We start from the raw sequence: 24,107 nt of genomic DNA, 5'->3' as shown, positions 1-24,107 counted from the left end.
AGCCCGGTTGTCTTAGGCTTGGGGCCATGACGAGACAAGCGACGAATACAACGGAAGGGGATGTTTTGGGCGAGGATTTCTACAGCGACGACAAGGCCACCTTGGGCGACCGGATCAACGCGGCGCGCGAAGGCGCAGGACTGACGCCCGAGGCACTGGCCCGCAAGCTGGGTGTCCGCACCAGCACGCTGAACGGGTGGGAACATGACGAGCGCGAGCCTAGGGCGAACCATCTGCGGATGCTGGCGGGGCTGATGGGCGTGTCGCTGGTCTGGCTGCTCAGCGGTCAGGGGCAGGGGCCTTCGGGCGAGGCCGCGACAGCGCAGGCGTCGGCTGGCGGCGCGTCGCGCGACGCCATCCTGACGGAATTCCGGGCCTTGCAGCAAAGCCTGCGCGAGGCTACGCGGCGGCTGGCGCGGCTTGAGAAGCTGCTGGCCGATGGCTGAGGCGATGCAGGGGGTTGCAATGGATGACGATCAGCGGCTGCGGCGCCTGAGGATGCGCAGCTGGCGGCGCGGGATGAAGGAGATGGATCTGATCCTCGGCCCCTTCGCCGACGGGCCGCTGGCCGATCTGTCCGAACCGATGATGGCGCAATACGAGGCGCTGATGTCCGAGAACGATCAGGACCTCTACCTGTGGATCACCGCCCGGATCGCAGGGCGCGAGGGCGGGCCGGCGGACCTGGCGCCGCTTCTCGACGTGATCGCCAGCCATGCCGGCGCGCGGCTGCGCGGCTAGCCAAGTTGGCTCTCCCGCGTGGTTAACCCGGCTGATCGCATTTTAGGCAAGGCGCGCGGGGAAAGCCGGGCCGATTAACCGGGGATTCGGGTTTTTCGGGCAAGGTCATCGTCAGGACAGTCAGATCAGGACGGATGATGACCATGCTTGCACCCGCGCGACGCGATTTCGTGGATGCGTCGCGCCCCGCTGATGACCGCAGCGAGGCGGCGCCCGCGACCTATCTCGAGGCGCTGCAATTGCTGGAACGTCTGCACCGCCTGATGCAGGATCTGGTCAAGGACGAATTCGAGCGGCTGGGGCGGCAGGATCTCAACCCGGTTCAGGCGCTGATCCTCTATAATCTCGGTGAATCAGAGGTTTCGGCCGGAGAGCTGAGGTCCCGCGGCATGTACCAGGGCAGCAATGTCAGCTATAACCTGAAGAAGCTGGTCAGCATGGGCTATGTCCATCACGAGCGTTGCGACCTGGATCGCCGCTCGGTCCGGGTGCGGCTGACCGAGGCCGGGCAGGAGGTGCGGCAGATCGTGCTGACGCTGTTCTGCCGCCACGCCGAGCAACTGGCCATGTCGGGCGTGCTGGATGATCCGCCGCTGGCGCAGGTGAACCTGCAGGCCCGGCGCATCGAACGTTACTGGATCGAGCAGATCCGCTATATCTATTGACCTCGTTCATGAGTGTGCGGAGAGGTCCGCGCGCCGGACGCGCGGGCCTCGCAGCTTGTCCTGCCCCTGCGTGGTGGGAGAAGCCCCCGGCATGACTCTCCTGCGCGGGGCCGATGGGTCAGGCTCGGGTGCGCGCGGCCCGAGGCGGCAGATTTCCGCAGAGCGCAGCTTCCGGGGGGAAAATTCACCCGAATTTCGCCCCTGTCCCTTGCGCAAACGACCCGGGCTTGCCACCATTGGGCCAGAGCCTTTTCAGGAGTCGCTTTTTGGGTCTGAACCCGACTACCCCCGCTGCCCCCGCCGCCAGTGAAACGCTGCTGGAATTCCCTGACAATCGCCTGCTGATTGATCTCTGCGGTGCCAATGACCGGCATCTGGCGCGGATCGAGGAAGCCTTGGGCGTGCACATCCTGCGGCGCGGCAATCTTCTGGCCATCGTCGGACCGATCGAGGCCCAGACCGAGGCGGCGCAGGTGCTGCGCGCGCTTTATGCCCGGCTGGAGCAGGGGCGTGGGGTCGAGATGGGCGAGGTCGAGGCGGCCCTGCGCATGGGCGGCGAGGCCGCGCCCGAAACCTCGCCGATCGAACAGCTCGAGATGTTCGCCGCCGGCAATTACGAACTGCGCACCCGCAAGAAATCGGTTGAACCGCGCACCGAGGCGCAGAAGGCCTATGTCCGCGCCCTGTTCGAGAATGAACTGGCCTTCGGCATCGGCCCGGCCGGCACCGGCAAGACCTACCTGGCCGTGGCCGTGGGTGTGACCATGCTGATCAGCGGGCAGGTCGACAAGATCATCCTGTCGCGCCCCGCCGTCGAGGCGGGCGAGCGTCTGGGGTTCCTGCCCGGCGACATGAAGGAGAAGGTCGATCCCTACATGCAGCCGCTCTATGACGCGCTGAACGACTTTCTGCCCGGCAAGCAGATGCAGAAGCTGATGGAGGAAAAGCGCATCGAGATCGCGCCGCTCGCCTTCATGCGCGGGCGCACGCTGGCCAATGCCTTCGTGGTGCTGGACGAGGCGCAGAACGCCTCGACCATGCAGATGAAGATGTTCCTGACCCGTCTGGGTGAGGGCTCGCGCATGGTCATCACCGGCGACCGCACCCAGATCGACCTGCCGCGCGGCACCCAGTCGGGGCTGGTCGATGCCGAGCATATCCTGAAGGATATCAAGGGGATCAGCTTCAGCTACTTCACCGCCAAGGACGTGGTCCGCCACCCGCTGGTCGCCAAGATCATCATGGCCTATGACGCCGAGGCCGAGGCGGCAATGGCGCGCGGCGAGGTCGATGACATGCGCGGCGGCTATATCCCGCGCCGCCCGCGACGGCTCGAGGCCGATGGCTGAGCCGATGTCCATGACCCCCGCGCATGAACCCGGCGAGGCGGAAGACGAACCTCCGTCTCCGATGCCGCCCGACGTGGTGATCGAGGATGAGCGGTGGGAAGAGGCCGGACTGGAGCCTCTGGCCGAACGTGCGCTCGATGCCCTGCAACTGTGGCTGGGTGCCTCGGGCGAGATCGTGGTCATGGGCTGCGACGATGCCCGCATCGCCGCGCTGAACGCCGATTTCCGTGGCAAGCCGCGCGCCACCAACGTCCTCTCCTGGCCCTCGGTCGAGCATCAGCCGCATGAGCCCGGTGACCGGCCCAACCTGCCCGAGGACGAGGAATGGGGCGATATCGCCATTTCCTTCGACACCTGCGCCGCCGAGGCGCTGGCGCAGGGCAAGCCCTTTGACCATCATGTCATCCACCTGTTGATCCATGCCGGGTTGCATCTGGTGGGCTATGACCATGAAAACGACGCCGACGCCGAAACCATGGAGGCGGTCGAGCGTTCGATCCTGTTCACCCTTGGCATTTCCGATCCGTATTCAGAGTCACGCATATGAGTTCCGAACCCCGATCTAGCACCCCCCCGCTTCGCGGCGAACCGGCCGGCACGGCCGATGGCGTCGGAGGTGATGGGCGCGACCTGCCCAGCCAGCGCGGCTTCCTGGGACGCTTCTTCGGCGAGATCTTTGGCAGCGAGGACGAGCGGGGCGAGGACGAGGCCGCAGCAGAGGACAGCAGCCCGACCGCCCATCCTGCCCCCGGCATGGTCAACCTGCGGCGGATGCGGGTCGATGACGTGGCCATCCCGAAGGTCGAGATCGTGGCGGCACCCTCGAACATTTCGCTCGACGATCTGGTCGAAATGTTCCGCGAACATGGCTTTTCCCGCATCCCGGTCTTTCGCGGCACGCTGGACAGCCCGCTTGGCCTGATCCACCTGAAGGACCTGGCGCTGAAGCACGGTTTCGGCAAGGGCGGGCGTTTCACCCTGCGGCCGATGCTGCGGCCCTTGCTCTATGTGCCGCCCTCGATGCCCATCGGTGTCCTGTTGCAGCAAATGCAGCAGAAGCGGATGCACATGGCGCTGGTCATCGACGAATATGGCGGGGTCGACGGGCTGGTGACGATCGAGGACCTGATCGAGCAGGTGATCGGCGAGATCGAGGACGAGCATGACGAGACCGAGGGCGGTCTCTGGGTCAGCGAGAAGCCCGGCCAATGGCTGATCCAGGCCCGCGCGCCGCTGTCCGATGTCGAGGCCGAAACCGGGCTGCGCCTTGGCAGCGAGGATCAGGACGAAGAGATCGACACGCTTGGCGGGCTGATCTTCATGATGACCGGCCGCATTCCGCTGCGCGGCGAGGTCATCGGGCATGATTCCGGCGCGGAATTCGAGGTGGTCGATGCCGATCCTCGGCGGATCAAACGCGTGCGGCTGCGCGCGCCCAATGTCGCCGCCGAGTGAGCGCCACCGCCGGATGCCTCCGGCGGGGATATTTTTGCCAAGCTGAAAGCCTCAGCCCAGGGCAGAGAAGGCCGGGGCGTGGGTGATGGTCGCGCCGGGCTGCAGGCCCGCGCCGAGCGCCTGCAGGTAGGGGCCGGCATAGGGCGATTTCAGGTCCACGGGCTGGAAGCCGAAGCGGCTGTAATAGGCCGGATCACCCAGGAGGATAAGGCTGTAGCCTGGCCGGGCGGCGATGGCGGCACGGATCAGCGCGCTGCCGATGCCGCGCCCGTGCAACACCGGATGCACCGCCACCGGCGCCAGCGCCAGCGCCGGGAAGGGCGCCGAGATCGGCGATAGCGCCAGATGGCCAAGGATCGTCCCGCCCTGAGCAGCGACCAGCGACAGGTTCAGATCGCCATCGCGGCGCAGGGCGTCGACCAGCACCGCCTCGTCCGCGCCACCGAAGGCTGCAAGGTTCAGCGCGTGAATGGTCGGCCGGTCGGCGGGCGTTTCCGAGCGGAGATGCGGGACCACCTCGCTGCGGGTGAAGTCGCGCCTGATCTCGGTCGAGGACCGGCCCCAGTCGCTGGCGGCGGTGCGTGCCTGATGGGCGGCGAAGGCCTCGGCATCGGCGAAAAGCTCGTCGAGCGTCCAGACCATCGGGTCCTCGCTCTGCGCAAGGTCAAAGCGCAGGTTGCCCGGCTCGGCCCTGCTGAGGCGGCTGTGATCGGGCAGCAGCGTCAGCGCGGTCAACATCTGCGCGGTCTCGTCGCAGACGAGGCGCCCGGTCAGCGCGATCATCGGGCGGTCAAGGGCGATGGGCGTGCCCGTATCGTTGCAGGCTGCGGCGGGGTGGTGGTGGTGATGTCCGCAGGTGCAACTGCTCATGCCAGCCTCTGGATCAGGGCCTGTGCGCAGGCCGGGTTTCGGTGCTTCGCGCCAGAGATAACATAGAGATAGAGTTCGCGGCCATCGGCCATTCGGCGGGCCTCCGCTGCCCATGTCCCCAGCCCCGCCGCGTCATAGCCTCCGTCGATATCCTGCGTCCCCATCAGTCGAAGATAGGCGAAATCGGCGGTTCTCGCGTCGATATCGGGAAACTTGCTGTCGCCGGCGCGGATCAGCGCGATGTTGCGGTTGCGGCAGAGATCGGCGGCGGCGGGGTCGGCAAAGCTGACATGCCGCGCCTCGATCGCGTGGCGCAGGGGCAATCCGTCCTGTTCCTCGGGCAGAAGCGACAGGAAGGCGGCGAAATCAGCGGGATCGAATTGTTTTGTCTCGGCCAGCTGCCAGTTGATCGGACCAAGCTTGGGGCCGAGCCGGGTGATTCCTGAGGTCAGGAAACGCTGCACACTGTCGCCGGCCTCTGCCAGAACGCGGCGGTTGGTGGCATAGCGGCTGGCCTTCATCGCGAAGACGAAATCCTCGGGCGTGTCGTCATGCCATTTCTGGAAACTCTCGGGTTTCTGGCTGCCGTAATAGGTGGCGTTGATCTCGATGCTCGTGAGCGCACGGCTGGCATATTCCAGCTCGCGCTTCTGCGGCAGGGCCTCGGGATAGAAGGCGCCGCCGCGCCAGTCTGGATAATTCCAGCCGCCGATGCCGATGCGGATCATGGGTTTGCTCCTCGCTTCGGGGGGAGGGTAGGGGTGGTGGTGCGGTTGCGCAACCGGGGTATCCCCCTCACCCCTCGATCCCCCACCACCTCAGCGTCAGTTTCAGGTGGTGATCGATGCAGTCGGTCACGGCCATACTGTCGCCGCTTTCCAGCGCGGTGATGATCTCCAGATGCTCCTGCATCGCCGGGCGGACGCGGTCGGGCAGGAAGTTGCGGGCGTTTTGGATGATGGCGATGCGGTTGCGGTTGGCGGCATAGGCCTGCTGCAGGAAGGGGTTGTCGAGGCCCGAGGCGAGGAAGTCGTGCAGGGACAGGTCGGTGGTGATGGCGCGCTGCGACAGGTCGGCGGCGGGATCGCCCTCGACCTCGGCCAGCAGGGCTTCATGCGCCCGGCGCAGAGCCGACAGGTCGGGGGTGCCGGCGGCCAGCAGCCGTCTTGCGCCTTCCTTGTCCAGCGTGGCGCGCATATCCATGCAGGCGCGGGTGGTCTCGGGGCCGGTATCCATGATCACCACCCCGCGCTTCGGCAAGATGCGCAGCAGCGACTGTTCCTCGGCGCGCTTGATCGCCTCGCGGGTGGCCGAGAGCGGGAAGCCGATCAGCTCGACCAGCTCCGGCGTGGCCAGCAGCGCGCTGCCGCGCAGGCGGCCGCTGCGCAGCTGCGCCAGCAGCATCTTGAAGGCCTGATCGGATTGCAGGTCCTCTGTCGGCTTCATGGTGGTATCTCCTTGACCGGCCCGGCCCATTCTCAAGAATTCCAAACGACTGTATCCCGGATTCCGATATAGTCGGGTTCTTCACCTATCAGGTAACATGTTAGAAGAAATATCAAGACGCATTTCAGGGAAACTGTTTCAACCCATCCGCGCAGAGGGCGCGACCAGCCGGGAGAAGACGATGTCAGACCGCGTAACCGACCGCAGCGAAGACGAGACCCCCGGGCGCTTCCGGATGCCCGATATCTACGTGATCCTTTTCGTGTTCACGGCCATCGCGGCCCTGCTGACCCATATCATTCCGGCGGGGCAATATGACCGCGTGACCCTGCCGAACGGCCGGATCGCGGTGGACCCCGAGACCTTCCGCTATATCGATCCGACGCCGGTGGGGTTTGAGCAGTTCATGAAGGCGGTGCCGCTGGGGCTGATCGATGCGGCGCAGGTGGTGTTCTTCACCCTGATCATCGGCGGCATGTTCATGGTGATCCGCTTTACCGGCATCATCGACGTGGCGGTGGACAAGCTGACCCGCCGCTTTGCCGGGCGCAGCGTGCTGCTGATCCCGGTGCTGATGGTGACCTTCGCCACCATCGCCACGCTGATCGGCACGCAGGAACTGGCGCTGGTCTATGTGCCGGTGATCCTGCCGCTGATGATCGCGCTGCGCTTCGACTCGGTGGTGGCCGCGGGCACGGCGCTGCTGGCGACGACGGCGGGCTTCGCCTCGGGTGTCCTCAATCCGATCAATACCGGGCTGGGTCAGACCATTGCCGAGCTGCCGCTGTATTCCGGCTTCGGGCTGAGGGTGCTTCTGTTCATCGCACTGGTCGGGGCGGCGGTGCTGTACCTGGTGCGCTATGCGCTGAAGGTGCGGGCCAATCCCGGGCAGAGCCTGATGGCCGGCAATGCGCTGGAGCAGGAAAAGCGCCGGGTCTATGTCCATGATCTGGATACCCCGCCGATGCGCTTTACCACCCGGCAGGCCTGGGGCGGGGTCGCGGTGATGGGCTTCTTCGCGGTGATGGTCTGGGGCGTGCTGACCCGTGGCTGGTTCATGACCGAGATGGCGGGGCTGTTCGTCATCATGGGAATCAGCGTCGGCCTGATCGCGGGCCTCAGCAGCGGCAAGATCTGCGAGGCCTTCAACCAGGGGTTTCGCGACGTGATGGTCGGCGCGATGATCGTCGGCCTTGCCCGCGCCGTCGCCGTGATGCTGGAGCAGGGGCAGGTCATGGACACGCTGGTTCATGGTCTGGGCGATCTGGTCGGTGGTCTGCCCGCGACCTTCTCGGCGCTCGGCATGTTCGCCGCCCAGCTTGGCTTCAACTTCGTCATCCCCTCGGGCAGCGGTCAGGCGCTGGTCACCATGCCGATCATGGCGCCGCTGTCGGACCTGATCGGCGTGACCCGGCAAAGCGCGGTGCTGGCCTACCAGCTGGGCGACGGGCTTTCGAACATCCTCTACCCGACCTCGGGCTATTTCATGGCGACGCTGGCGCTGGCCGGTGTGTCCTGGGACCGCTGGGTCCGGTTCTTCCTGCCGCTCTTCGGCATCTGGATCGCGATCTCGGCGCTGTTCCTGATCTATGCGCAAGCCACGGGCTGGATCGGCTGACCTCCCATCAGTCCGAGACACCCGACGCGGAGGAGGCCAGGCGCAATGCCTGGCCTCTGTCGTTGTGGAGAGGACGCTGTCCGGGTTGACGAAAACGGGCGGAGCCTTGGCCCCGCCCGTCGTCAATTTCCGTTCACTCCCACTCGATCGTGCCAGGCGGTTTCGAGGTGATGTCATAGGTGCAGCGGTTGATGCCCTTGACCTCGTTGATGATCCGCGTCGCGGTTTCGCCCAGAAACTCGTGGGTGAAGGGATAGTAATCTGCCGTCATCCCATCGACCGAGGTGACGGCGCGGAGCGCGCAGGCGAAATCATAGGTGCGGCCGTCGCCCATGACGCCGACGGTGCGCACCGGCAGGATCGCAACGAAGGCCTGCCAGATCTCGTCATAGAGGCCATGCTTGCGGATCTGGTCGATGAAGACCGCATCGGCCTTGCGCAGGATCTCGAGCTTTTCCCGGGTTATCTCTCCGGGGCAGCGGATTGCAAGGCCGGGGCCGGGGAAGGGGTGGCGGCCGATGAATTTGTCGGGCAGGCCAAGCTCGCGACCAAGCGCGCGAACCTCGTCCTTGAACAGTTCGCGCAGCGGTTCGACCAGCTTCAGCCCCATCTTTTCCGGCAGGCCGCCGACATTGTGGTGGCTCTTGATCGTGACCGAGGGGCCGCCCGAGAAGCTGACGCTTTCGATCACGTCGGGATAGAGCGTGCCCTGGGCCAGAAACTCGGCGCCCTCGATCTCGTTGGCGTATTTCTGGAACACGTCGATGAACAGCTTGCCGATGGTCTTGCGCTTGACCTCGGGGTCGCTGACGCCTTCCAGCGCGCCGATGAACAGGTCGGATTCGTCGGCATGGATCAGCGGGATGTTGTAATTGTCCCGGAACATGGTGACGACTTCCTCGGCCTCGTTCAGCCGCAGAAGCCCGTGATCGACGAAGACGCAGGTGAGGTTGTCGCCGATCGCCTCGTGGATCAGCACCGCCGCCACAGAAGAATCGACGCCGCCCGAGAGGCCGCAGATGACCTTCTTGTCGCCGACCTGCTCGCGGATCTTGCGGATCGCCTCTTCCCGATAGCTGGCCATGGTCCAGTCGCCGGTGAAACCCGCCAGCTTCACGAAATTCTCGTAAAGCTTCGCGCCGCGCGGGGTGTGGTGCACTTCCGGGTGGAACTGCACGGCATAGAAATCGCGCGCCGGGTCGGCGGTAATTGCGAAGGGTGCGCCGGGCGAGGTGCCGTAGACCCGGAAGCCGGGGGCGATCTTCGAGACATGGTCGCCATGGCTCATCCAGACCTGCTCGCGGCCATCGGCATCGGCGAACCAGCCGTCCAGCAGCGGCAGGCGCTCATCGGCGGGCGTCACGAAGGCGCGGCCAAACTCGGCGGTGCCATGGCCGCTTTCGACCAGCCCGCCCAGTTCCTGCATCATCACCTGCTGGCCATAGCAGATGCCGAGGATCGGCACGCCCATGTCGAAGGCCGAGGCCGGCGGGCGGGGCGATCCGGGGCGGGTCACGCTGTCGGGACCGCCCGAGAAGATGATGGCTTTCGGGGCGAAGTCCTTCAGGAACGCATCGGTGACGTTCTGATAGGGGTGGATTTCGCAATAGACGTTCAGCTCGCGCAGGCGGCGCGCGATCAGCTGCGTCACCTGAGAGCCGAAATCGATGATGAGAAGGCGCTGATGCTGGGTCATGGATGCGCTTTAAGGCTGGCTGCAGGATGGCGCAAGGGGCCAGACGGGCGCGCGTGGGCGGCAGGGGGAACTGAACCTGCCGGTCTCGCGTTCGAAATCATCAATCGAAACAGCCGACTGTGCAAGGAGCGCGCCAATGACCCTGATCCGACTGACCGCCCTGACGGCCTGTGCCGCGCTGCTGGCGGCCTGCCAGCCCGGCGGCGGGGCGGACGCGCCCAGCCTTTCGCTCGAGGGAGCCGACCTCGTGCCGCTTGAAACCGGCGTGGCGGTCGATCCGGCGCAGGAGGCGCTGGCCCCCAGCTGTTCCAATGACGGCATCGATTCCGCCGCGATGGTCGAGGCGGTGAATGCCGTCCGCGCGGCCGAGGGCAAGGTGATCCTGAAGCCCGAAAGCCGGCTGGACAAGGTGGCGCAAAGCCATGCCTGCGACGTGACCCGGATCGGCAAGCCGACGGTGGCCGGCTCGAACGGGTCGAGCATCGTCGACCGGGCGCGGTCGGTGAACTATCCGACCTGCGGGGTGATCCAGCTGGTCGCGGTCGGTGGCTCGGCGAGCGAGGTGATCTCGCGCTGGATGGGCTCGCCGCCGCATCGCGAGCAATTGCTGGGCGATCTCAGCGATGATGTGGGTGCGGGCGTAACGCTTGGCCCGGATGGCCGGCGCTGGTGGAGCCTTGTGATCGGCGACAGCTGCTGAGGCTCAGCGGCGGCGCCGCCAGCCGCTGACCGCCAGCAGGGCCAGCATCAGCGCCACCACCGGCCCGTCGCCCCAGCGCATCCAGAGCGTCTCCGGCAGATCGCCGGGCAGGGGCGCGTCGATCACCCCCATCTCGCCAAGCCCCAGCGTCTCGCGCAACCCGCCCCGCGCGTCGATCACCGCCGAGACGCCGGTATTGGCCACCCGGATCAGTGGCAGGCCAGATTGCACCGCGCGCAGCCGCGCCTGCGCCAGATGCTGGTAGGGGCCGGAGAACTGGCCGAACCAGCTGTCATTGGTGATCTGCAAGAGCCAGCCCGGACGCTCGGGCAGCCCGCGCAGATGCTGCGGGAAGATCGCCTCATAGCAGATCAGCGGCTGGAAGGGCGGCAGATCGCCCGCGCCCATGACCATCGGCCCCATGACCATCGGACCCGGGCCGGGGGAATAGCCGTTGCCCTGCTGCGCCGCAAAGGCCGAGATGCCGACCTGCGCCAGCGCATCACCCCAGGGGATATATTCGCCGAAGGGGACAAGGTGGAACTTGTCGTAAAGCCCGGTCACTGTGCCCGCGCGGTCCAGCGCCACGAGGCTGTTGTAATAGCGGCTGCCCTCGCGCCGCTGGATGCCGAGGATCAGCGGCGCATCGGCGGCGCGCGCGAGGTCGGGCAGGACGGGGGTGGCGTCCTCCAGCAGGAAATTCACCGCCGTTTCGGGCCAGATAACCAGATCGCGCGGGCCGGGCGTGGCGGAGAGGTCAATGAGCCGCTGATAGAAGACCCGCGCCCAATCGGGATTCCATTTCAGCGCCTGCTCGGCATTGGGCTGCACGAGCCGCAGGTTGAAGGGGCGATCCTCGGGCAGCGGGCGCGCGAGTCGGGCCAGACCGCCGGCCCAGACCGCGCCGATCAGCAGCACGGTCAGAATCGCACCGGGGGCAAAGCCGGCGGCGCGATTGTCGGCGGGGCGCCACAGAAGCGCGGGCAGGGCGGCGGCGATCAGCGTCAGGGCTGACAGACCGCTGGCGCCAAGTCCTGCGGCCAGTTGCGCAACCGGCGTGTCGATCCAGACATGGCCCGTCAGCGCCCAGGGCAGGCCGGTGAAGATCCAGCCGCGCAGCCAGTCGGACAGGACCAGCGCGGCGGCGATGCCGAGGACGCGCAACCGCCAGCCACCGCCGATGCGATGCGCGATCCAGACCGGGACGGCCCAGAACAGCCCGCCGCCAAGCGCCATCAGGATCAGCGCGAAGGGCGCCATCCAGCCGTAGACCTCTGGCTCGACCAGAAACGGCTCGACGATCCAGCTGAGGCTGAGGCCGAACCAGCCCATGCCCGCCGCCAGTGCCTGTCCGAAAGCGGAGCGGGCATCGGCAATGCGGGCAAGACGCCAGAGCAGAACCGCCAGCGCCAGCACCGTCGCGCCCCAGAGGCCGAAGGGATCGAGGCCAAGGGCCGCGACCAGCCCGAGGGCAAAGGGGATCGCCAAGCCGGTCAGGCGCGCCCGCAGGGGCGGCCGGACATGCGGCGGCTGGCTGGCATCAGGCATGGGTGGCGCTCAGGCTGTTTCGGCCGGGGTCTCGTCGACCTTCTTGCGGCGCGTGCGCTTGGGCTTTTCCGGTGCCGCTTCGGCCGCAGCCTCGGCGGGGGCCTCTGCCGCAACCTCGGCCTTCTTGCGACGGGTCCGCTTGGGCTTTTCCGGGGCCTCGGCGGCGGCTTCCGCAGGCGCGGCCTCGGCCGCTTCCGCCGTCACCGGCTTCTTGCGGCTGCGCGGCGCGCGCTTGGGTTTCTCCGCAACGACCTCGGCCGGGGTCTCGGCGACCGGGTCCGCTTCCGCCGCCGCGACCGCTTCCACCGCTGCCGTTTCGGGCGTGGCGTCCGATGCAGCCTCTGCTGCCGGTTCCGCCTTCTTGCGCCGGTTGCGCTTGGGCTTCGCCGCCGGTTTTTCTGCTGCTGCCGGGGCTTCTGCGGCCACGGTTTCGGCGACCGGCGCGGCGATCACCTCGGCCACCACCTCAACGGCGGTTTCCGGCGGGAACTCTACCGGGCGGAAGCTTTGCGTCATGAATTCCGGCACATGGCTGCCCATGCCCATGACCTCGGGGCCACGGTCGTGATCGCGGCGGCGGTCACGGTGGTTGTCCCGACCCCCCTCGCGGTTGCGGTCGCGGCCACCATCACGGCCACCATCGCGGTCCCGGCGATTGCCGTCGCGGTTGCCGTCAAAGCCCCGTTCCTGCTGACCCCGATCCTGCTGGCCGCGGTCCTGATGGCCACGCTCTTGGCGCGGCTCGCTGCGCGGGGCATTGCGCTCCGGTTCACGGGCTTCCGGCTGCGGGCGCGGCTCGCTGCGGGCCTCGCTGCGATTCTCGTCGCGCGGGCGATCCTCACGGCGCTCGCGGTCACCGCGATCGCGGTTGCGACCACGGCCACCCCGTTCGCCGCGATCGCCACGGCGATCGTCGCGCCGGTCACCGCGCGGGGCGGAATGCGCGGCCTCGGACAGCGAGAAGCCCTCGGGCACCTCGCCACGCGGCAGCGCGTGCTTCACCAGGTTCTCGATGCCCGAGAGGTATTTCTCGTCCGCAGGGGTGGCGAGGCTGATCGCGGTGCCCTTGCGCCCGGCGCGGCCGGTGCGGCCGATGCGGTGGACGTAATCCTCGGAATGGCTGGGCAGGTCGAAGTTGAACACATGGCTGACCGCCGGAATGTCCAATCCGCGCGCCGCCACGTCCGAGGCGATGAGGAAGCGCAGCTTGCCATCGCGGAATTCGTCCAAAGTGCGCATCCGCTGGCTCTGGTCCAGGTCACCATGGATCGGCGCGGCGTCATAGCCGTGCTTCTTCAGCGACTTGGCGACGATATCCACATCGGTCTTGCGGTTGCAGAAGATGATGGCGTTCTTCAGCGCCTCGCCCTCGGCATCGATCAGCGCGCGCAGCAGTTCGCGCTTCTGCTTGGCGGTCTGGTCGCGGCGGGTGGGGGTGATCTCGACCAGCCGCTGGGTGATGTTCTCGCCCGTGGTTGCCTGACGCGCGACCTCGATCCGCTCGGGGCTGTGCAGGAAGGTGTTGGTGATGCGCTCGATCTCGGGCGCCATGGTGGCCGAGAAGAACAGCGTCTGCCGGGTGAAGGGGGTCAGCTGGAAGATGCGCTCGATATCGGGGATGAAGCCCATGTCGAGCATCCGGTCGGCCTCGTCGACCACCATGATCTGCACGCCGGTCAGCAAGAGCTTGCCGCGCTCGAAATGGTCCAGAAGCCGGCCCGGCGTGGCGATCAGCACGTCGACGCCGCGGTCGATCAGCTTGTCCTGCTCGGCAAAGCTGACGCCGCCAATAAGCAGCGCCTTGGTCAGCTTGGTGTGCTTGGCATAGGTGTCGAAGTTTTCCGCCACCTGCGCCGCCAGTTCCCGCGTCGGGCAGAGGACCAGCGAGCGCGGCATCCGCGCCCGCGCCCGGCCACGACCCAGCAGGGTGATCATCGGCAGGGTGAAGCTGGCCGTCTTGCCGGTGCCGGTCTGGGCGATTCCCAACACGTCGCGGCCTTCCAGCGCGTGCGGGATGGCGCCGGCCTGGATCGGCGTCGGGGTCTCGTAGCCGGCTTCGGCAATGGCTTTGAGGACCTTGGGGTCCAGCTTCAGGTCAGAGAATTTGGTCATTCGGAGCTTTCTTGCTGTGATGCGCCATCTGGCACGTGCGTTCCACGCCGAGGCCCCGGATCGGGACATATTCGGCAAAACTGGGACGCATCTCATCACGCCCCGCCTTTGGCCCGCCGGATGCGGGCTGGCTTGCCCTAGACGAAACCGGGGCTTGCGTCAATATTCCCCGGATTTCAGGGTGAAAAACCGTGACATCCGGCGGAACTCACGGCAGGGGGTAACGTTCACCGGGTGCAATCAAGCGAACAGGACAGGCGGGATCAGATGGCGACAGAAGCGGCAGGCGGGCTGAGCCCGATCGAGGCATTCGCCATCGTCGGCGTGGCCGGGGTGGCCGCGCAATGGCTGGCCTGGCGCTTCCGCTTGCCGGCAATCGTGCTGATGCTGGCCGCAGGTCTGGTCCTTGGCCCCGTCACCGGGATCTTCGTGCCCTCGCGCGATATCGGCGATCTGGTGGCGCCGATGATCTCGCTGGCCGTCGCCGTGATCCTGTTCGAGGGCGGGCTGACCTTGAGCTTCAAGCAACTGGCCGACGCGCGGCCGGGGGTGCGGCGGCTGGTCTATATCGGCGCGCCGCTCGGCTGGCTGACCTCGACGCTGGCCCTGGCCTATGGCGCCGGGCTCAGCTGGGAAAGCGCGGTGGTCTTTGGCGGCATCATGATTGTCACCGGCCCGACGGTGATCGCGCCCCTCCTGCGCACCGCCAAGCTGCGTTCGCGCCCGGCGCAAATCCTGCAATGGGAGGCCATCGTCAACGACCCGATCGGCGCGCTGGCGGCGGTGCTGGCGCTGGGGATCGTGACCGTCTTTCACAGCGACCTGCCGGCCAGTTCCGCCTTCGGGCATTTCGGCCTCGGCATCGCCTTTGCCATGGCCGTGGGTCTGGCGGGTGGCTGGGTGATCGTCACCGCCTTCCGCCGGGGCTGGGTGCCCGAATACATGAAGGTGCCGCTCCTGTTCGTCAGCGTGCTGGCGGTCTTTGCCATCTCGGATTCGATCCTGCATGAAAGCGGGCTTTTGGCGGTGACGGTGATGGGCCTGATGATCGCCAACGCCGATCTGCCCAGCTATCACGAGCTGCACCGCTTCAAGGAGCACGCCACGATCCTTCTGGTCTCTGGGGTGTTCATCCTCTTGGCGGCCAGCGTCCGCTTCGAGGTGCTGGCGCAGCTGAACTGGTGGCGGGCCGGGCTGTTCCTGATCCTCGTGGTCTGCGTGGCGCGGCCGCTGACGGTGCTGATCTCGCTGATCGGCACCAATCTCAGCTGGCAGGAGCGGCTGCTGATCGCGCTGACCGGGCCGCGCGGCGTGGTGCTGGTCGCGGTCTCGGGCGTCTTTGCCGAGCGGCTGGTGGCGGTGGGTGTGCCGGATGGCGGCCAGATCGCGCCCTTGGCCTTCGTGCTGGTGCTGGCGACCGTGGTGCTGCACGGCTTTACCCTTGCGCCGATCGCCCGCTATCTCGGCCTGACCTCGGGCGAGAAGCCGGGGCTGTTGATCGTCGGTGGCTCGCTGTTTGCGACGGGACTCGCCAAGGCGCTGCAGAATGCCGATGTGCAGGTGCTGATCACCGACACCAACCGCGACCACCTGCGCACGGCGCGGGCGGCGGGCCTGCCCAGCTTCTATGGCGACATTTTGGGCGAGGCGGCGGACAACAATGTCGAGTTCATCGCCTATTCTGCCATCCTCGCGGCCTCGGACAACGATGCCTATAACACGCTGGTCGCCACCGATCTTGGCCCGGAGTTTGGCCGCGACAGCATCTGGCAGGTCGCCCGCCACAAGGAGGATCGCGCCCGCCATGCGCTGCCCAGCCAGTTGGGCGGGCAGCAGATCGCAGGCGGCCGCACGCTGGCGCAATACCTGGACCTTCTGGCCGAGGGCTGGATTTTCCGCACCACCCGTCTGACCGAGGAATACACGCTGGACGACTGGCGCGCCGCGCGCGACGGCGCGGTGCCGCTGGTGGTGGTTCAGGGCGGCGATCTTTGGTTCGTCGAGAATGCCGAGAAGATCGACGGCAAACCCGGCACGCGGCTCGTCTCGCTGATGCCGCCCGAGATCGCCGAGAAGATCCGGCAGGAGAACGAGGCCCAGACCGAGATGAAGGACAAGGCCCGCCAGATCGCCCGCGAAGAGGCCGAGGCCACCCGCAAGGCGCAGGCCGAGGAGACCGGCACCGGCAATGGCGCGGCCGAGGGCAGCGACGACCCGGACCTGGTCGAGACCAAGGGCAAGGCCTGAACTGCCGCGCCGGCGGCGGGCTCGGATGCCTCCGGCGGGGATATTTGCGCCAAGATGAAGGCGGCGGGGCAGGAGCCGGTGAAGGGCGCTGTTGACCTTTGGGGGGTGGCAGCGTTAACCCCGCAGGCAGAATTCAGGATGCGCATGATGAACCTCTTTACCGATATCCGTGGCCAAGTGATCGCGGCGCTGGACGCCATGGTGGCGGCGGGCGAGCTGCCTGCGGGCCTCGATTTCAGCAATGTCACGGTCGAGCCGCCGCGCGATGCGGCCCATGGCGACATGGCCACCAATGCCGCGATGGTGCTGGCCAAGCCCGCCGGGCTGAAGCCACGCGAGATCGCCGACAAGCTGGCAGCACGGCTGACGGATCAACGCATCGAGAAGGCCGAGGTGGCCGGGCCGGGCTTCCTGAACCTGCGGCTGGCGCCCTCGGTCTGGCAGCAGGTGATCGCCGCCGCGCTGAAGGCGGGCGCGGATTTCGGGCGTTCGCAGGCTGGCAAGGGTGAGAAGGTGAACGTCGAGTTCGTCAGCGCCAACCCGACCGGGCCGATGCATGTGGGTCATGTCCGCGGTGCGGTCTTTGGCGATGCGCTGTCGAGCCTTCTGGATTTCGCCGGCTATGACGTGACCCGCGAATATTACATCAACGACGGCGGCGCGCAGGTCGATGTGCTGGCGCGCTCGGCCTATGAACGCTACCGCGAGGCCAACGGGCTGGAACCGCAGATCGCCGAGGGGCTTTACCCGGGCGACTACCTGATCCCGGTCGGCGAGGCGCTGAAGGCGAAATACGGCACCAGCCTGATCGACAAGCCGGAAGCCGACTGGCTCTTGGAGATCCGCGAGTTTGCGACCGAGGCGATGCTGCAGATGATCCGCGAGGATCTGGCGCTGCTGGGCGTGACGATGAACGTCTATTCCAGCGAGAAGGCACTTTACGGCACCGGCAAGATCGAAAGCGCGATTGCCCGTCTCGAGGCGGCGGGGCTGATCTATACCGGCACGCTGGAGCCGCCCAAGGGCAAGCTGCCCGAGGATTGGGAAGCGCGCGAGCAGGTGCTGTTCCGCTCGACCGCCTTCGGTGACGATCAGGACCGCCCGATCCAGAAATCGGATGGCAGCTGGACCTATTTCGCCCCCGACATCGCCTATCACTGGGACAAGATCGAGCGTGGTTTCGACCAGCTTATCAACGTTTTCGGTGCCGATCACGGCGGTTACGTCAAGCGGATGAATGCCGCCGTGCAGGCGCTGTCGGATGGCCGGGTGCCGCTGGACATCAAGCTGATCCAGCTGGTGAAGCTCTACAAGAACGGCGAGCCGTTCAAGATGTCGAAGCGCGCCGGCACCTTCGTCACCCTGCGCGACGTGGTGGACGAGGCCGGGGCCGATGTGACCCGCTTCATCATGCTGACCCGCAAGAACGACGCGACGCTGGATTTCGACTTCGCCAAGGTGCTGGAGCAGTCGAAGGACAACCCGGTCTGGTATGTGCAATATGCCAATGCCCGGGCGAACTCGGTGATGAAGCGCGCGGCCGAGATGGGCGTCGACACCTCCGATGCGGCGCTGGCCGGGGCCGATCTGTCGCGGCTTGCCCACGAGGCCGAGCTGGATCTGGCGCGGAAGGTGGCAGAATGGCCACGTCTGGTCGAACATGCCGCCCGCGCGCATGAGCCGCACCGGGTTGCCTTCTTCCTCTATGACATCGCCTCCAGCCTGCATTCGCTGTGGAACCGGGGCAATGACGACCTGTCGCTGCGCTTTGTCCAGGATGGCGATAAGGACACAACCGCTGCAAAAATTGCATTGGTGCGGGCGGTTGGCGTTGTCATTTCATCCGGTCTGGCTATCTTGGGCGTCAATCCGGCGGAAGAAATGCGTTGATCAACGACCGTCGCCGCCGGGCCGAGACGAGCAGTTAACAATTATATTCCGGGACAACCGGCGGGCAGGCAGGCATGGCAGTGATGGATTTCCGCGACGGCGGACATGTATTCTCGCGTGGCGACAAGCGGCGCGAATTCTCCTATCGTGACGATGACGGCTTCGACGTCGAAGAGGCGCGCTATGCGGCCGATCCGGGTGGTGACGGGCTGTCGGTCCGAATCGCCCGGCTGACGCATTACCTGGGCGCGCTGGTTTCGGTCGCGCTGATGGTCGGGCTGATGGTCTGGGGCTGGCAGCTGGTGATGCGCGATGTCTCGGGCATCCCGGTCATCAAGGCCGTCGCCGGCGAGGCGCGCACCACGCCGGACGATCCGGGTGGCGAACTGACCGGCCATACCGGCTTTGCCGTCAACACTGTTTCGGGTGGGGCTGAAGCCGATCTGGTCGATCAGGTTGGCATTGCCCCGTCGGCCACGCCGCTGGATGACAGCGACGTTGCCATGGGCCAGCTTGGTGCCACCGCCCGCGAACCCGCCGAGGCCGATCTGCCCGTCGCCTTCGACAGCGAGGCCGTGATCGCGCTGCAGGACAGCGAGGCTGCCGCCGCCGCAGCCCGCGCCGCCGCCGAGGCCGAGGCCGCCGCCCTTCTGGCCGAGCAGCAGCGCCAGCAGGCGCTGGCCGGCGCCGCCGAGGCCGAGGAACAGATTGCCGCCGCCAATATGACCGACGCCCCGGCTGCCGAAGGCCCGGTGAACGAGGTGGTGACCGACGAAACCGGTGCCCCGGCCCAGGCAGATGCCATCCGCGAGGCGCTGACCCAGGCGCAGGCGGCTGGTCCGTCGTCGCTGGCCGTCTCGACCCGTCCGGCCCCGCGTCCGCGCACCCGCACGGTTGCTGCCGCCGCGCCCGCCGCTGCCGCGGTTCAGGCTCGCACCGCCGAGGCCGATGCGCCCGCCCGCCGGCCCGAAGCCGCGCTGGCAGAATCGCAGGCCGAGGCGCAGGCCCCGGCCCCCAGCCGCTCGGCCCAGGTCTCCTCGGGTGCGCCGCTGGTGCAGATCGGTGCCTTCGACAGCGACGCGCTGGCGGCCGGCGAGTTCGGCCGCATGTCGGGCAAATACGGCAATCTCTTCGCCGGCAAGGGGCAGGTGATCCAGAAGCACGAGGTGAATGGCCGCACCTTCTGGCGTCTGCGGGTCGCCGGGTTCGAATCGCGCGCCGAGGCACAGGATTTCTGCGCCAAGCTCAAGGCCGCCGGGACCGACTGCATCCCCGCAACCGCCCAATGAGCAACAGCGCCACGATCCTCGGCGGCATCGCCGGGACCGAGCTTTCGGCAGCCGAGCGGGATTTCTTTCGCTCGGCTGATCCCTGGGGCTTCATCCTTTTCGCCCGGAATGTCGACAGCCCCGAGCAGCTGCGCCGCCTGACCGGCGATCTGCGCGAGGCCGTGGGCCGCGATGCGGTCATCACCGTCGACCAGGAGGGCGGACGGGTGCAGCGCCTGCGCGCGCCGCACTGGGCCGAATGGCTGCCGCCGCTGGAGCAGGCCGGGGCGGGCGAACGCGCCATGTGGCTGAGCTATCGGCTGATCGGCGCGGAGCTGCGCGCGGTGGGCATCGACAGCGATTGTGCCCCGACGCTGGATATTGCCGGGCCGACGACGCATCCGTTTCTGCGCAACCGCTGCCTTGGCGAGGACCCGGCGACCATTGCCCGGCTTGGCCGCGCGGTGGCCGACGGCTTGCTGGCCGCCGGTGTCCTGCCGGTGATGAAGCACATGCCGGGTCATGGCCGCACGCTGGTCGACAGCCATCACGAGACGCCTTTGCTGGACGCGCCGCTGGCCGAGCTGGACCAGACCGATTTCGCCCCCTTCCGGATGCTGAATGACTTGCCGATGGGCATGACCGCGCATATCCGCGTGCCCTCCAGCGGCGATGACCGCCCGGCGACCTCCTCGCCTGCGGTGATCCGGCTGATCCGCGAGCGGATCGGCTTTGACGGGTTGCTGATGACCGATGACATCACCATGAAGGCGCTGAAAGGGACCGAGGCCGAACGTGCCGCCTCGGCCATCGCCGCCGGGGTCGACCTGGTCCTGCATTGCAACAAGACCGTGCCCGAGATGGAGCTGGTCGTGGCCGCAGCCGGTGCGATGACGGCTGATGCCACCCGCCGGGGCGAGGCCGCGCTGGCGATGCGCCGCGCGCCTGAACCGGCGGATGAGGCCGAGCTGATGGCCGAATATCGGGCGCTGGTGCCGGGAACGGCGGTTGCCTGAGACAAAGCGGGTCCATCACCCAGCTTGACTCAAGACCCGCTTCGCCCGACGCTGAACGCCTGCCTTTCTGCTCACGGTGGCTGCCATGTCCCGATCCGGCAAAGACGTGCCCTATCTGAAGCCCGTGCCCGATGGCTCGGGGGCGGATGATTTCGATGCCGTGGCCGAGCGTCGCGCCGAAGAGGCGCTGATCGTCGATGTCGAGGGGTTCGAGGGGCCGCTCGACCTGCTGCTGACGCTGTCGCGGACGCAGAAGGTCGATCTGATGAAGATCTCTGTCCTGAAGTTGGCCGAGCAATACCTGGCCTTCGTCGAACAGGCGCGCAAGCTGCGCATCGAACTGGCCGCCGATTATCTGGTCATGGCCGCCTGGCTGGCCTTCCTGAAATCGCGGCTGCTGCTGCCGCCAGATCCCGAGGCCGAGGGGCCAAGCGCCGAGGACATGGCGGCGCATCTGGCCTTCCAACTGGAACGCCTGCAGGCCATGCGCGAGGCCGCCAGCCGGCTGATGGGCCGCGACCGGCTGGGGCAGAGCCGGTTCCAGCGCGGGGCGCCGGAAACCGTCGCCCGCAAGCGTCGCACGGAATGGCAGGCCGGGCTGATCGACCTGATGCGGGCCTATTCGCGGCTCAGAACCAAGGATGAGTTTCGCCCCTATGCCTTTGACCGAAAGGGCGTTTTCACCATGGAGCAGGCGCTGGACCGGGTCCGCAAGATGATCGGCTATGCCGGCGACTGGACGGCGCTGGCCGATTTCCTGCCCGATGGCTGGGAGGCCGATCCGGCGCGCCGCCGCTCGGCCACCGCCGCGACCTTTGCCGCGACATTGGAGCTTGCGCGGCAGGGGCAGCTCGAGTTGAAACAGGACGGGACGTTTTCCCCGATAACGATAAGGCGCAAGCCCAATTAAGTGAGTGCAGTGAGCGATTTCAGCGATAGCGGGGACGATCCCCAGCCGGGCGACGAGATCGACCCGCGCGACTTCCCGCCGCCGCCGCTGGCGGTGCAGGAACGCATGGTCGAGGCGCTGCTGTTCGCCAGTTCCGGCCCGATGAGCGTGCGCGAGATGGCGGCACGCCTGCCACGTGGCTGCGACCCGGCCGAGGCGGTGCGGGCGCTGGCTGCGCGCTATCAGGATCGGGGCGTCGTGCTGGAACGGATCGGCGATGCCTGGGCCTTCCGCACCGCGCCGGACCTCAGCTTCCTGATGCAGACCGAGACGGTGGACAGCCGCCGCCTGTCCCGCGCCGCGACCGAGACGCTGGCGATCATCGCCTATCACCAGCCCGTCACCCGCGCCGAGATCGAGGAGATCCGGGGCGTCGCCGTCAGCCGCGGCACGCTGGACCAGCTGATCGAGATGGACTGGGTGCGCATGGGCCGCCGCCGCATGACCCCTGGCCGTCCGGCGACCTTCGTCGTGACCGAAACATTCCTCGATCATTTCGGGTTGGAATCGGCCCGCGACCTGCCCGGGCTGGCCGAATTGCGCGCCGCCGGACTGCTGGACAGCCGCCCGCCCGAAGGGGGCTTCAACGTGCCTCTTGCCTTGCGCGACGAAGAGGAGGAAATGGAGGACGGATCGCCGGCAGACGATCTTTTCGAGGATGAATAGGGCATCGCCATGAGCGGCTTTCTGAACCAGTTCCTGCGCCAGTTGGTCAACCGGCTGACCAATCGCGGCATCAACAAGGGCATCGACCACCTGGCCAAGCGCGGCAGCGGCGGGAAATCCACCCCGGCCAGCCGCCAGCAGGCCAAGGTGACGCGCGACGCGGTGAAGCGCGCTCGCCAGGCCGCCAGAATCACCCGGCGGCTGGGGAAGTAGCGGCAGCCGGCCCGCCGGCACGCATGGGGGATAGCCGTCCGCGCGAATCCCCTCTATGGCCTCGGCCATGACAGACACATTCGACATCTTCCTTGTCGCCACGCCCGGCCTTGAAGCGCCGCTGGCGGCCGAGGCGCGCGAGCTGGGCTGGACGCCTGCGATCCAGCCCGGCGGCGTCACCGTCTCCGGTCCTTGGACCGACGTGATGCGCGCGAACCTGATGCTGCGGGGTGCCACCCGGGTTCTGGCGCGGGTCGGCAGTTTCCGGGCGATGCATCTGGCGCAGCTCGATAAGCGCGCCCGCAAGTTTCCTTGGGCCGACTGGCTGCGTCCCGATGTGCCGGTCCGGGTCGAGGCCAGCAGCAAGGCCAGCCGCGTCTATCACGCCGGGGCCATCAGCCAGCGGATCGAGCGGGCGCTGGTCGAGGAACTGGGTGCGACGATTGCCAAACCCGAGGCGACCGATCCCTCGGTCACGGTGAAGGTGCGGATCGAGGATGATCTTTGCACCATCAGCCTCGATACGACCGGGGAATCGCTGCACAAGCGCGGCCACAAGCAGGCCGTGGCCAAGGCCCCCATGCGCGAGACCATGGCGGCAATGTTCCTCAGCGAGATGGGCTTTGACGGCAGCCAGCCGGTGCTGGACCCGATGTGCGGCTCGGGCACCTTTGTCATCGAGGCGGCCGAGATGGCGGCGGGCATGGCGCCGGGGCGCAGCCGCAGCTTTGCCTTCGAGCTTCTGGCGAATTTCGATGCGGCAGCGTGGCAGGCCCTGCGCACCGGCGTGACGCCGCGCGTGCCCACTGCGCGGTTCACCGGCAGCGACCGCGATGCCGGCGCGGTAAGGATGAGCCTTGCCAATGCTGAACGGGCAGGGGTGGCGGACTGGACCGGCTTTGCGCAGGGTGCCATCGCCGACCTGCAGCGCCCCGACGGGCCGGCGGGGATCGTCATCATCAACCCGCCCTATGGCGCGCGGGTCGGCAACAAGGGGCCGCTTTTCGGGCTGCATGCCAATATGGGCGAGGTGCTGCGCAGCCGCTTTGCCGGCTGGCGCGTGGGCATCGTCACCAGCGAGGCGGGGCTGGCCAAGGCGACCGGGCTGCCGTTCCTGCCGCCCGGGCCGATCGTGGCACATGGCGGGCTGAAGGTGCGGTTGTGGCAGACGGGGATCTTGGGCGGCTGATGCCGCCCCTCACCGCGAACGGATCACTCGTCGATCAGCTGGCCGGCGCTGAAGTTGCCGAGGTTGCCCATCAGCTGACGGATCAGGGAAATCTCGCCCACGCCCGAATCGGTCACGCGGCGCGACAGCACCACGACCCGACCGCGCTCCAGCCCGAAGCGTTCGATATTGGCGACGGTGCCGGTCTCGCCAAAGGTCACGGCGACGACCTGGCGGGTGATCTCGTCCGGCTCGTAGGGGCCATAGTGCCGCCAGCGCGAGCCGACATAGTACCAGCCCGAGCCGGTCAGCAGCCCTTGCGAACTGGGGCGGCCGATCAACCCGGGCAGCTCGTCGACGGTGGTCTGGCCGACGACGACCTGGGCCAGATCGTTCTCGGGCGGAATATAGCCGTGATTGCGATAGACCGGAGCACAGGCGGCGATGGCGAGAACCGCCAGAATCAGAAACTGCCGAATGGCTGACATGA

At 67.2% G+C, this 24,107-nt stretch carries 22 protein-coding genes and 1 pseudogene; 16 read left to right on the top strand and 7 right to left on the bottom strand.

Annotation, left to right across the window (positions count from 1 at the left end; genetic code table 11):
* Positions 1-26 precede the first annotated feature (26 nt).
* The 6 genes from Q1A36_RS02380 to Q1A36_RS02355 all read left to right on the top strand — a co-directional run bounded on the left by Q1A36_RS02380 (position 27) and on the right by Q1A36_RS02355 (position 4,210).
* Positions 27-446, top strand: coding sequence for a helix-turn-helix transcriptional regulator (locus tag Q1A36_RS02380; RefSeq protein WP_299839165.1), 420 nt, complete (start codon positions 27-29; stop codon positions 444-446).
* Complete coding sequence (locus Q1A36_RS02375; RefSeq protein ID WP_299839162.1) at positions 439-741, top strand: succinate dehydrogenase assembly factor 2; 303 nt, start codon at positions 439-441, stop codon at positions 739-741. Before Q1A36_RS02380 ends, Q1A36_RS02375 begins: the two co-directional genes overlap by 8 nt.
* A 137-nt stretch (positions 742-878) precedes the next feature.
* Positions 879-1,406 carry a winged helix DNA-binding protein gene (locus Q1A36_RS02370; RefSeq protein WP_299839159.1) on the top strand — a complete coding sequence of 176 codons (528 nt, stop codon included), beginning with the start codon at positions 879-881 and terminating at the stop codon, positions 1,404-1,406.
* 266 nt (positions 1,407-1,672) lie between these two features.
* Positions 1,673-2,755 carry a PhoH family protein gene (locus Q1A36_RS02365; protein WP_299839156.1) on the top strand — a complete coding sequence of 361 codons (1,083 nt, stop codon included), beginning with the start codon at positions 1,673-1,675 and terminating at the stop codon, positions 2,753-2,755.
* Positions 2,756-2,765: 10 nt separating this feature from the next.
* Positions 2,766-3,302 carry an rRNA maturation RNase YbeY gene (gene ybeY, locus Q1A36_RS02360; RefSeq protein WP_299839344.1) on the top strand — a complete coding sequence of 179 codons (537 nt, stop codon included), beginning with the start codon at positions 2,766-2,768 and terminating at the stop codon, positions 3,300-3,302.
* On the top strand, positions 3,299-4,210 hold the full coding sequence (locus tag Q1A36_RS02355) for a hemolysin family protein (protein WP_299839154.1): 912 nt from the start codon (positions 3,299-3,301) through the stop codon (positions 4,208-4,210). Before ybeY ends, Q1A36_RS02355 begins: the two co-directional genes overlap by 4 nt.
* Before the next feature lie 51 nt (positions 4,211-4,261).
* Here Q1A36_RS02355 and Q1A36_RS02350 read toward each other — a convergent pair whose 3' ends face one another.
* The 3 genes from Q1A36_RS02350 to Q1A36_RS02340 form a co-directional block, all read right to left on the bottom strand.
* Positions 4,262-5,080 carry a GNAT family N-acetyltransferase gene (locus Q1A36_RS02350; protein WP_299839151.1) on the bottom strand — a complete coding sequence of 273 codons (819 nt, stop codon included), beginning with the start codon at positions 5,078-5,080 and terminating at the stop codon, positions 4,262-4,264.
* Positions 5,077-5,808 (bottom strand): DUF72 domain-containing protein, encoded by a 732-nt coding sequence (locus tag Q1A36_RS02345; protein WP_299839148.1) that lies wholly within the window; start codon positions 5,806-5,808, stop codon positions 5,077-5,079. Before Q1A36_RS02345 ends, Q1A36_RS02350 begins: the two co-directional genes overlap by 4 nt.
* A gap of 67 nt (positions 5,809-5,875) precedes the next feature.
* Positions 5,876-6,526: a GntR family transcriptional regulator gene (locus Q1A36_RS02340; protein ID WP_299839145.1), complete on the bottom strand. Its 651-nt coding sequence runs from the start codon at positions 6,524-6,526 to the stop codon at positions 5,876-5,878.
* Between the two features lie 181 nt (positions 6,527-6,707).
* Between Q1A36_RS02340 and Q1A36_RS02335 the strand changes: the two genes are divergently transcribed.
* Positions 6,708-8,144 carry a TIGR00366 family protein gene (locus Q1A36_RS02335; RefSeq protein WP_299839142.1) on the top strand — a complete coding sequence of 479 codons (1,437 nt, stop codon included), beginning with the start codon at positions 6,708-6,710 and terminating at the stop codon, positions 8,142-8,144.
* Positions 8,145-8,277: 133 nt separating this feature from the next.
* On the opposite strand, the gene guaA is transcribed toward Q1A36_RS02335, so the two are convergent.
* Entirely contained in the window at positions 8,278-9,840 is a 1,563-nt protein-coding gene (guaA, locus tag Q1A36_RS02330; protein WP_299839139.1) for a glutamine-hydrolyzing GMP synthase, read from the bottom strand.
* A 136-nt stretch (positions 9,841-9,976) separates the two neighbouring features.
* Between guaA and Q1A36_RS02325 the strand changes: the two genes are divergently transcribed.
* Positions 9,977-10,540 (top strand): CAP domain-containing protein, encoded by a 564-nt coding sequence (locus Q1A36_RS02325; RefSeq protein ID WP_299839137.1) that lies wholly within the window; start codon positions 9,977-9,979, stop codon positions 10,538-10,540.
* A gap of 3 nt (positions 10,541-10,543) precedes the next feature.
* Here Q1A36_RS02325 and lnt read toward each other — a convergent pair whose 3' ends face one another.
* Entirely contained in the window at positions 10,544-12,088 is a 1,545-nt protein-coding gene (gene lnt, locus Q1A36_RS02320; RefSeq protein WP_299839134.1) for an apolipoprotein N-acyltransferase, read from the bottom strand.
* A 498-nt stretch (positions 12,089-12,586) separates the two neighbouring features.
* A pseudogene (locus tag Q1A36_RS02315) lies at positions 12,587-14,200 on the bottom strand (DEAD/DEAH box helicase); the annotation flags it as partial.
* Positions 14,201-14,467: 267 nt separating this feature from the next.
* Between Q1A36_RS02315 and Q1A36_RS02310 the strand changes: the two are divergent.
* From Q1A36_RS02310 to Q1A36_RS02275, 8 genes are all read left to right on the top strand, one after another.
* A complete protein-coding gene (locus Q1A36_RS02310) occupies positions 14,468-16,447 on the top strand; it encodes a sodium:proton antiporter (RefSeq protein WP_299839131.1) in 1,980 nt (659 codons plus the stop codon).
* A 147-nt stretch (positions 16,448-16,594) separates the two neighbouring features.
* A complete protein-coding gene (gene argS, locus Q1A36_RS02305) occupies positions 16,595-18,337 on the top strand; it encodes an arginine--tRNA ligase (protein ID WP_299839128.1) in 1,743 nt (580 codons plus the stop codon).
* Between the two features lie 83 nt (positions 18,338-18,420).
* The gene (locus Q1A36_RS02300; protein ID WP_299839125.1) at positions 18,421-19,626 is read left to right on the top strand and encodes an SPOR domain-containing protein; all 1,206 of its coding nucleotides are present in this window, start codon (positions 18,421-18,423) and stop codon (positions 19,624-19,626) included.
* Positions 19,623-20,621, top strand: coding sequence for a glycoside hydrolase family 3 N-terminal domain-containing protein (locus Q1A36_RS02295; protein ID WP_299839123.1), 999 nt, complete (start codon positions 19,623-19,625; stop codon positions 20,619-20,621). The genes Q1A36_RS02300 and Q1A36_RS02295 overlap by 4 nt, the downstream gene beginning before the upstream one ends.
* Before the next feature lie 85 nt (positions 20,622-20,706).
* On the top strand, positions 20,707-21,531 hold the full coding sequence (locus Q1A36_RS02290) for a ScpA family protein (RefSeq protein WP_299839120.1): 825 nt from the start codon (positions 20,707-20,709) through the stop codon (positions 21,529-21,531).
* Positions 21,532-21,588: 57 nt separating this feature from the next.
* Positions 21,589-22,236 carry an SMC-Scp complex subunit ScpB gene (gene scpB, locus Q1A36_RS02285; protein WP_299839342.1) on the top strand — a complete coding sequence of 216 codons (648 nt, stop codon included), beginning with the start codon at positions 21,589-21,591 and terminating at the stop codon, positions 22,234-22,236.
* Between the two features lie 9 nt (positions 22,237-22,245).
* Complete coding sequence (locus Q1A36_RS02280) at positions 22,246-22,449, top strand: hypothetical protein (RefSeq protein ID WP_299839118.1); 204 nt, start codon at positions 22,246-22,248, stop codon at positions 22,447-22,449.
* 67 nt (positions 22,450-22,516) lie between these two features.
* Positions 22,517-23,638, top strand: coding sequence for a THUMP domain-containing protein (locus tag Q1A36_RS02275; RefSeq protein WP_299839115.1), 1,122 nt, complete (start codon positions 22,517-22,519; stop codon positions 23,636-23,638).
* A gap of 23 nt (positions 23,639-23,661) precedes the next feature.
* Here Q1A36_RS02275 and bamE read toward each other — a convergent pair whose 3' ends face one another.
* Entirely contained in the window at positions 23,662-24,105 is a 444-nt protein-coding gene (gene bamE, locus Q1A36_RS02270) for an outer membrane protein assembly factor BamE (protein WP_101751011.1), read from the bottom strand.
* Positions 24,106-24,107: the final 2 nt, after the last annotated feature.

It is taken from the genome of uncultured Paracoccus sp., from assembly GCF_947487305.1.
Classification (GTDB): Bacteria; Pseudomonadota; Alphaproteobacteria; order Rhodobacterales; family Rhodobacteraceae; genus Paracoccus.
The sequence above is the reverse complement of the archived record's forward strand: the minus strand, read 5'-3'. Positions and strand labels throughout refer to the sequence as shown.

What these genes read in the sequence shown, in the direction of transcription:
- Q1A36_RS02380 (WP_299839165.1), top strand. Translation starts at nt 27, where the DNA reads ATGACGAGACAAGCGACGAATACAACGGAAGGGGATGTTTTGGGCGAG.
- Q1A36_RS02375 (WP_299839162.1), top strand. Translation starts at nt 439, where the DNA reads ATGGCTGAGGCGATGCAGGGGGTTGCAATGGATGACGATCAGCGGCTG.
- Q1A36_RS02370 (WP_299839159.1), top strand. Translation starts at nt 879, where the DNA reads ATGACCATGCTTGCACCCGCGCGACGCGATTTCGTGGATGCGTCGCGC.
- ybeY (WP_299839344.1), top strand. Translation starts at nt 2,766, where the DNA reads ATGACCCCCGCGCATGAACCCGGCGAGGCGGAAGACGAACCTCCGTCT.
- Q1A36_RS02355 (WP_299839154.1), top strand. Translation starts at nt 3,299, where the DNA reads ATGAGTTCCGAACCCCGATCTAGCACCCCCCCGCTTCGCGGCGAACCG.
- Q1A36_RS02350 (WP_299839151.1), bottom strand. Translation starts at nt 5,080, where the DNA reads ATGAGCAGTTGCACCTGCGGACATCACCACCACCACCCCGCCGCAGCC.
- Q1A36_RS02345 (WP_299839148.1), bottom strand. Translation starts at nt 5,808, where the DNA reads ATGATCCGCATCGGCATCGGCGGCTGGAATTATCCAGACTGGCGCGGC.
- Q1A36_RS02340 (WP_299839145.1), bottom strand. Translation starts at nt 6,526, where the DNA reads ATGAAGCCGACAGAGGACCTGCAATCCGATCAGGCCTTCAAGATGCTG.
- Q1A36_RS02335 (WP_299839142.1), top strand. Translation starts at nt 6,708, where the DNA reads ATGTCAGACCGCGTAACCGACCGCAGCGAAGACGAGACCCCCGGGCGC.
- guaA (WP_299839139.1), bottom strand. Translation starts at nt 9,840, where the DNA reads ATGACCCAGCATCAGCGCCTTCTCATCATCGATTTCGGCTCTCAGGTG.
- Q1A36_RS02325 (WP_299839137.1), top strand. Translation starts at nt 9,977, where the DNA reads ATGACCCTGATCCGACTGACCGCCCTGACGGCCTGTGCCGCGCTGCTG.
- lnt (WP_299839134.1), bottom strand. Translation starts at nt 12,088, where the DNA reads ATGCCTGATGCCAGCCAGCCGCCGCATGTCCGGCCGCCCCTGCGGGCG.
- Q1A36_RS02310 (WP_299839131.1), top strand. Translation starts at nt 14,468, where the DNA reads ATGGCGACAGAAGCGGCAGGCGGGCTGAGCCCGATCGAGGCATTCGCC.
- argS (WP_299839128.1), top strand. Translation starts at nt 16,595, where the DNA reads ATGAACCTCTTTACCGATATCCGTGGCCAAGTGATCGCGGCGCTGGAC.
- Q1A36_RS02300 (WP_299839125.1), top strand. Translation starts at nt 18,421, where the DNA reads ATGGATTTCCGCGACGGCGGACATGTATTCTCGCGTGGCGACAAGCGG.
- Q1A36_RS02295 (WP_299839123.1), top strand. Translation starts at nt 19,623, where the DNA reads ATGAGCAACAGCGCCACGATCCTCGGCGGCATCGCCGGGACCGAGCTT.
- Q1A36_RS02290 (WP_299839120.1), top strand. Translation starts at nt 20,707, where the DNA reads ATGTCCCGATCCGGCAAAGACGTGCCCTATCTGAAGCCCGTGCCCGAT.
- Q1A36_RS02280 (WP_299839118.1), top strand. Translation starts at nt 22,246, where the DNA reads ATGAGCGGCTTTCTGAACCAGTTCCTGCGCCAGTTGGTCAACCGGCTG.
- Q1A36_RS02275 (WP_299839115.1), top strand. Translation starts at nt 22,517, where the DNA reads ATGACAGACACATTCGACATCTTCCTTGTCGCCACGCCCGGCCTTGAA.
- bamE (WP_101751011.1), bottom strand. Translation starts at nt 24,105, where the DNA reads ATGTCAGCCATTCGGCAGTTTCTGATTCTGGCGGTTCTCGCCATCGCC.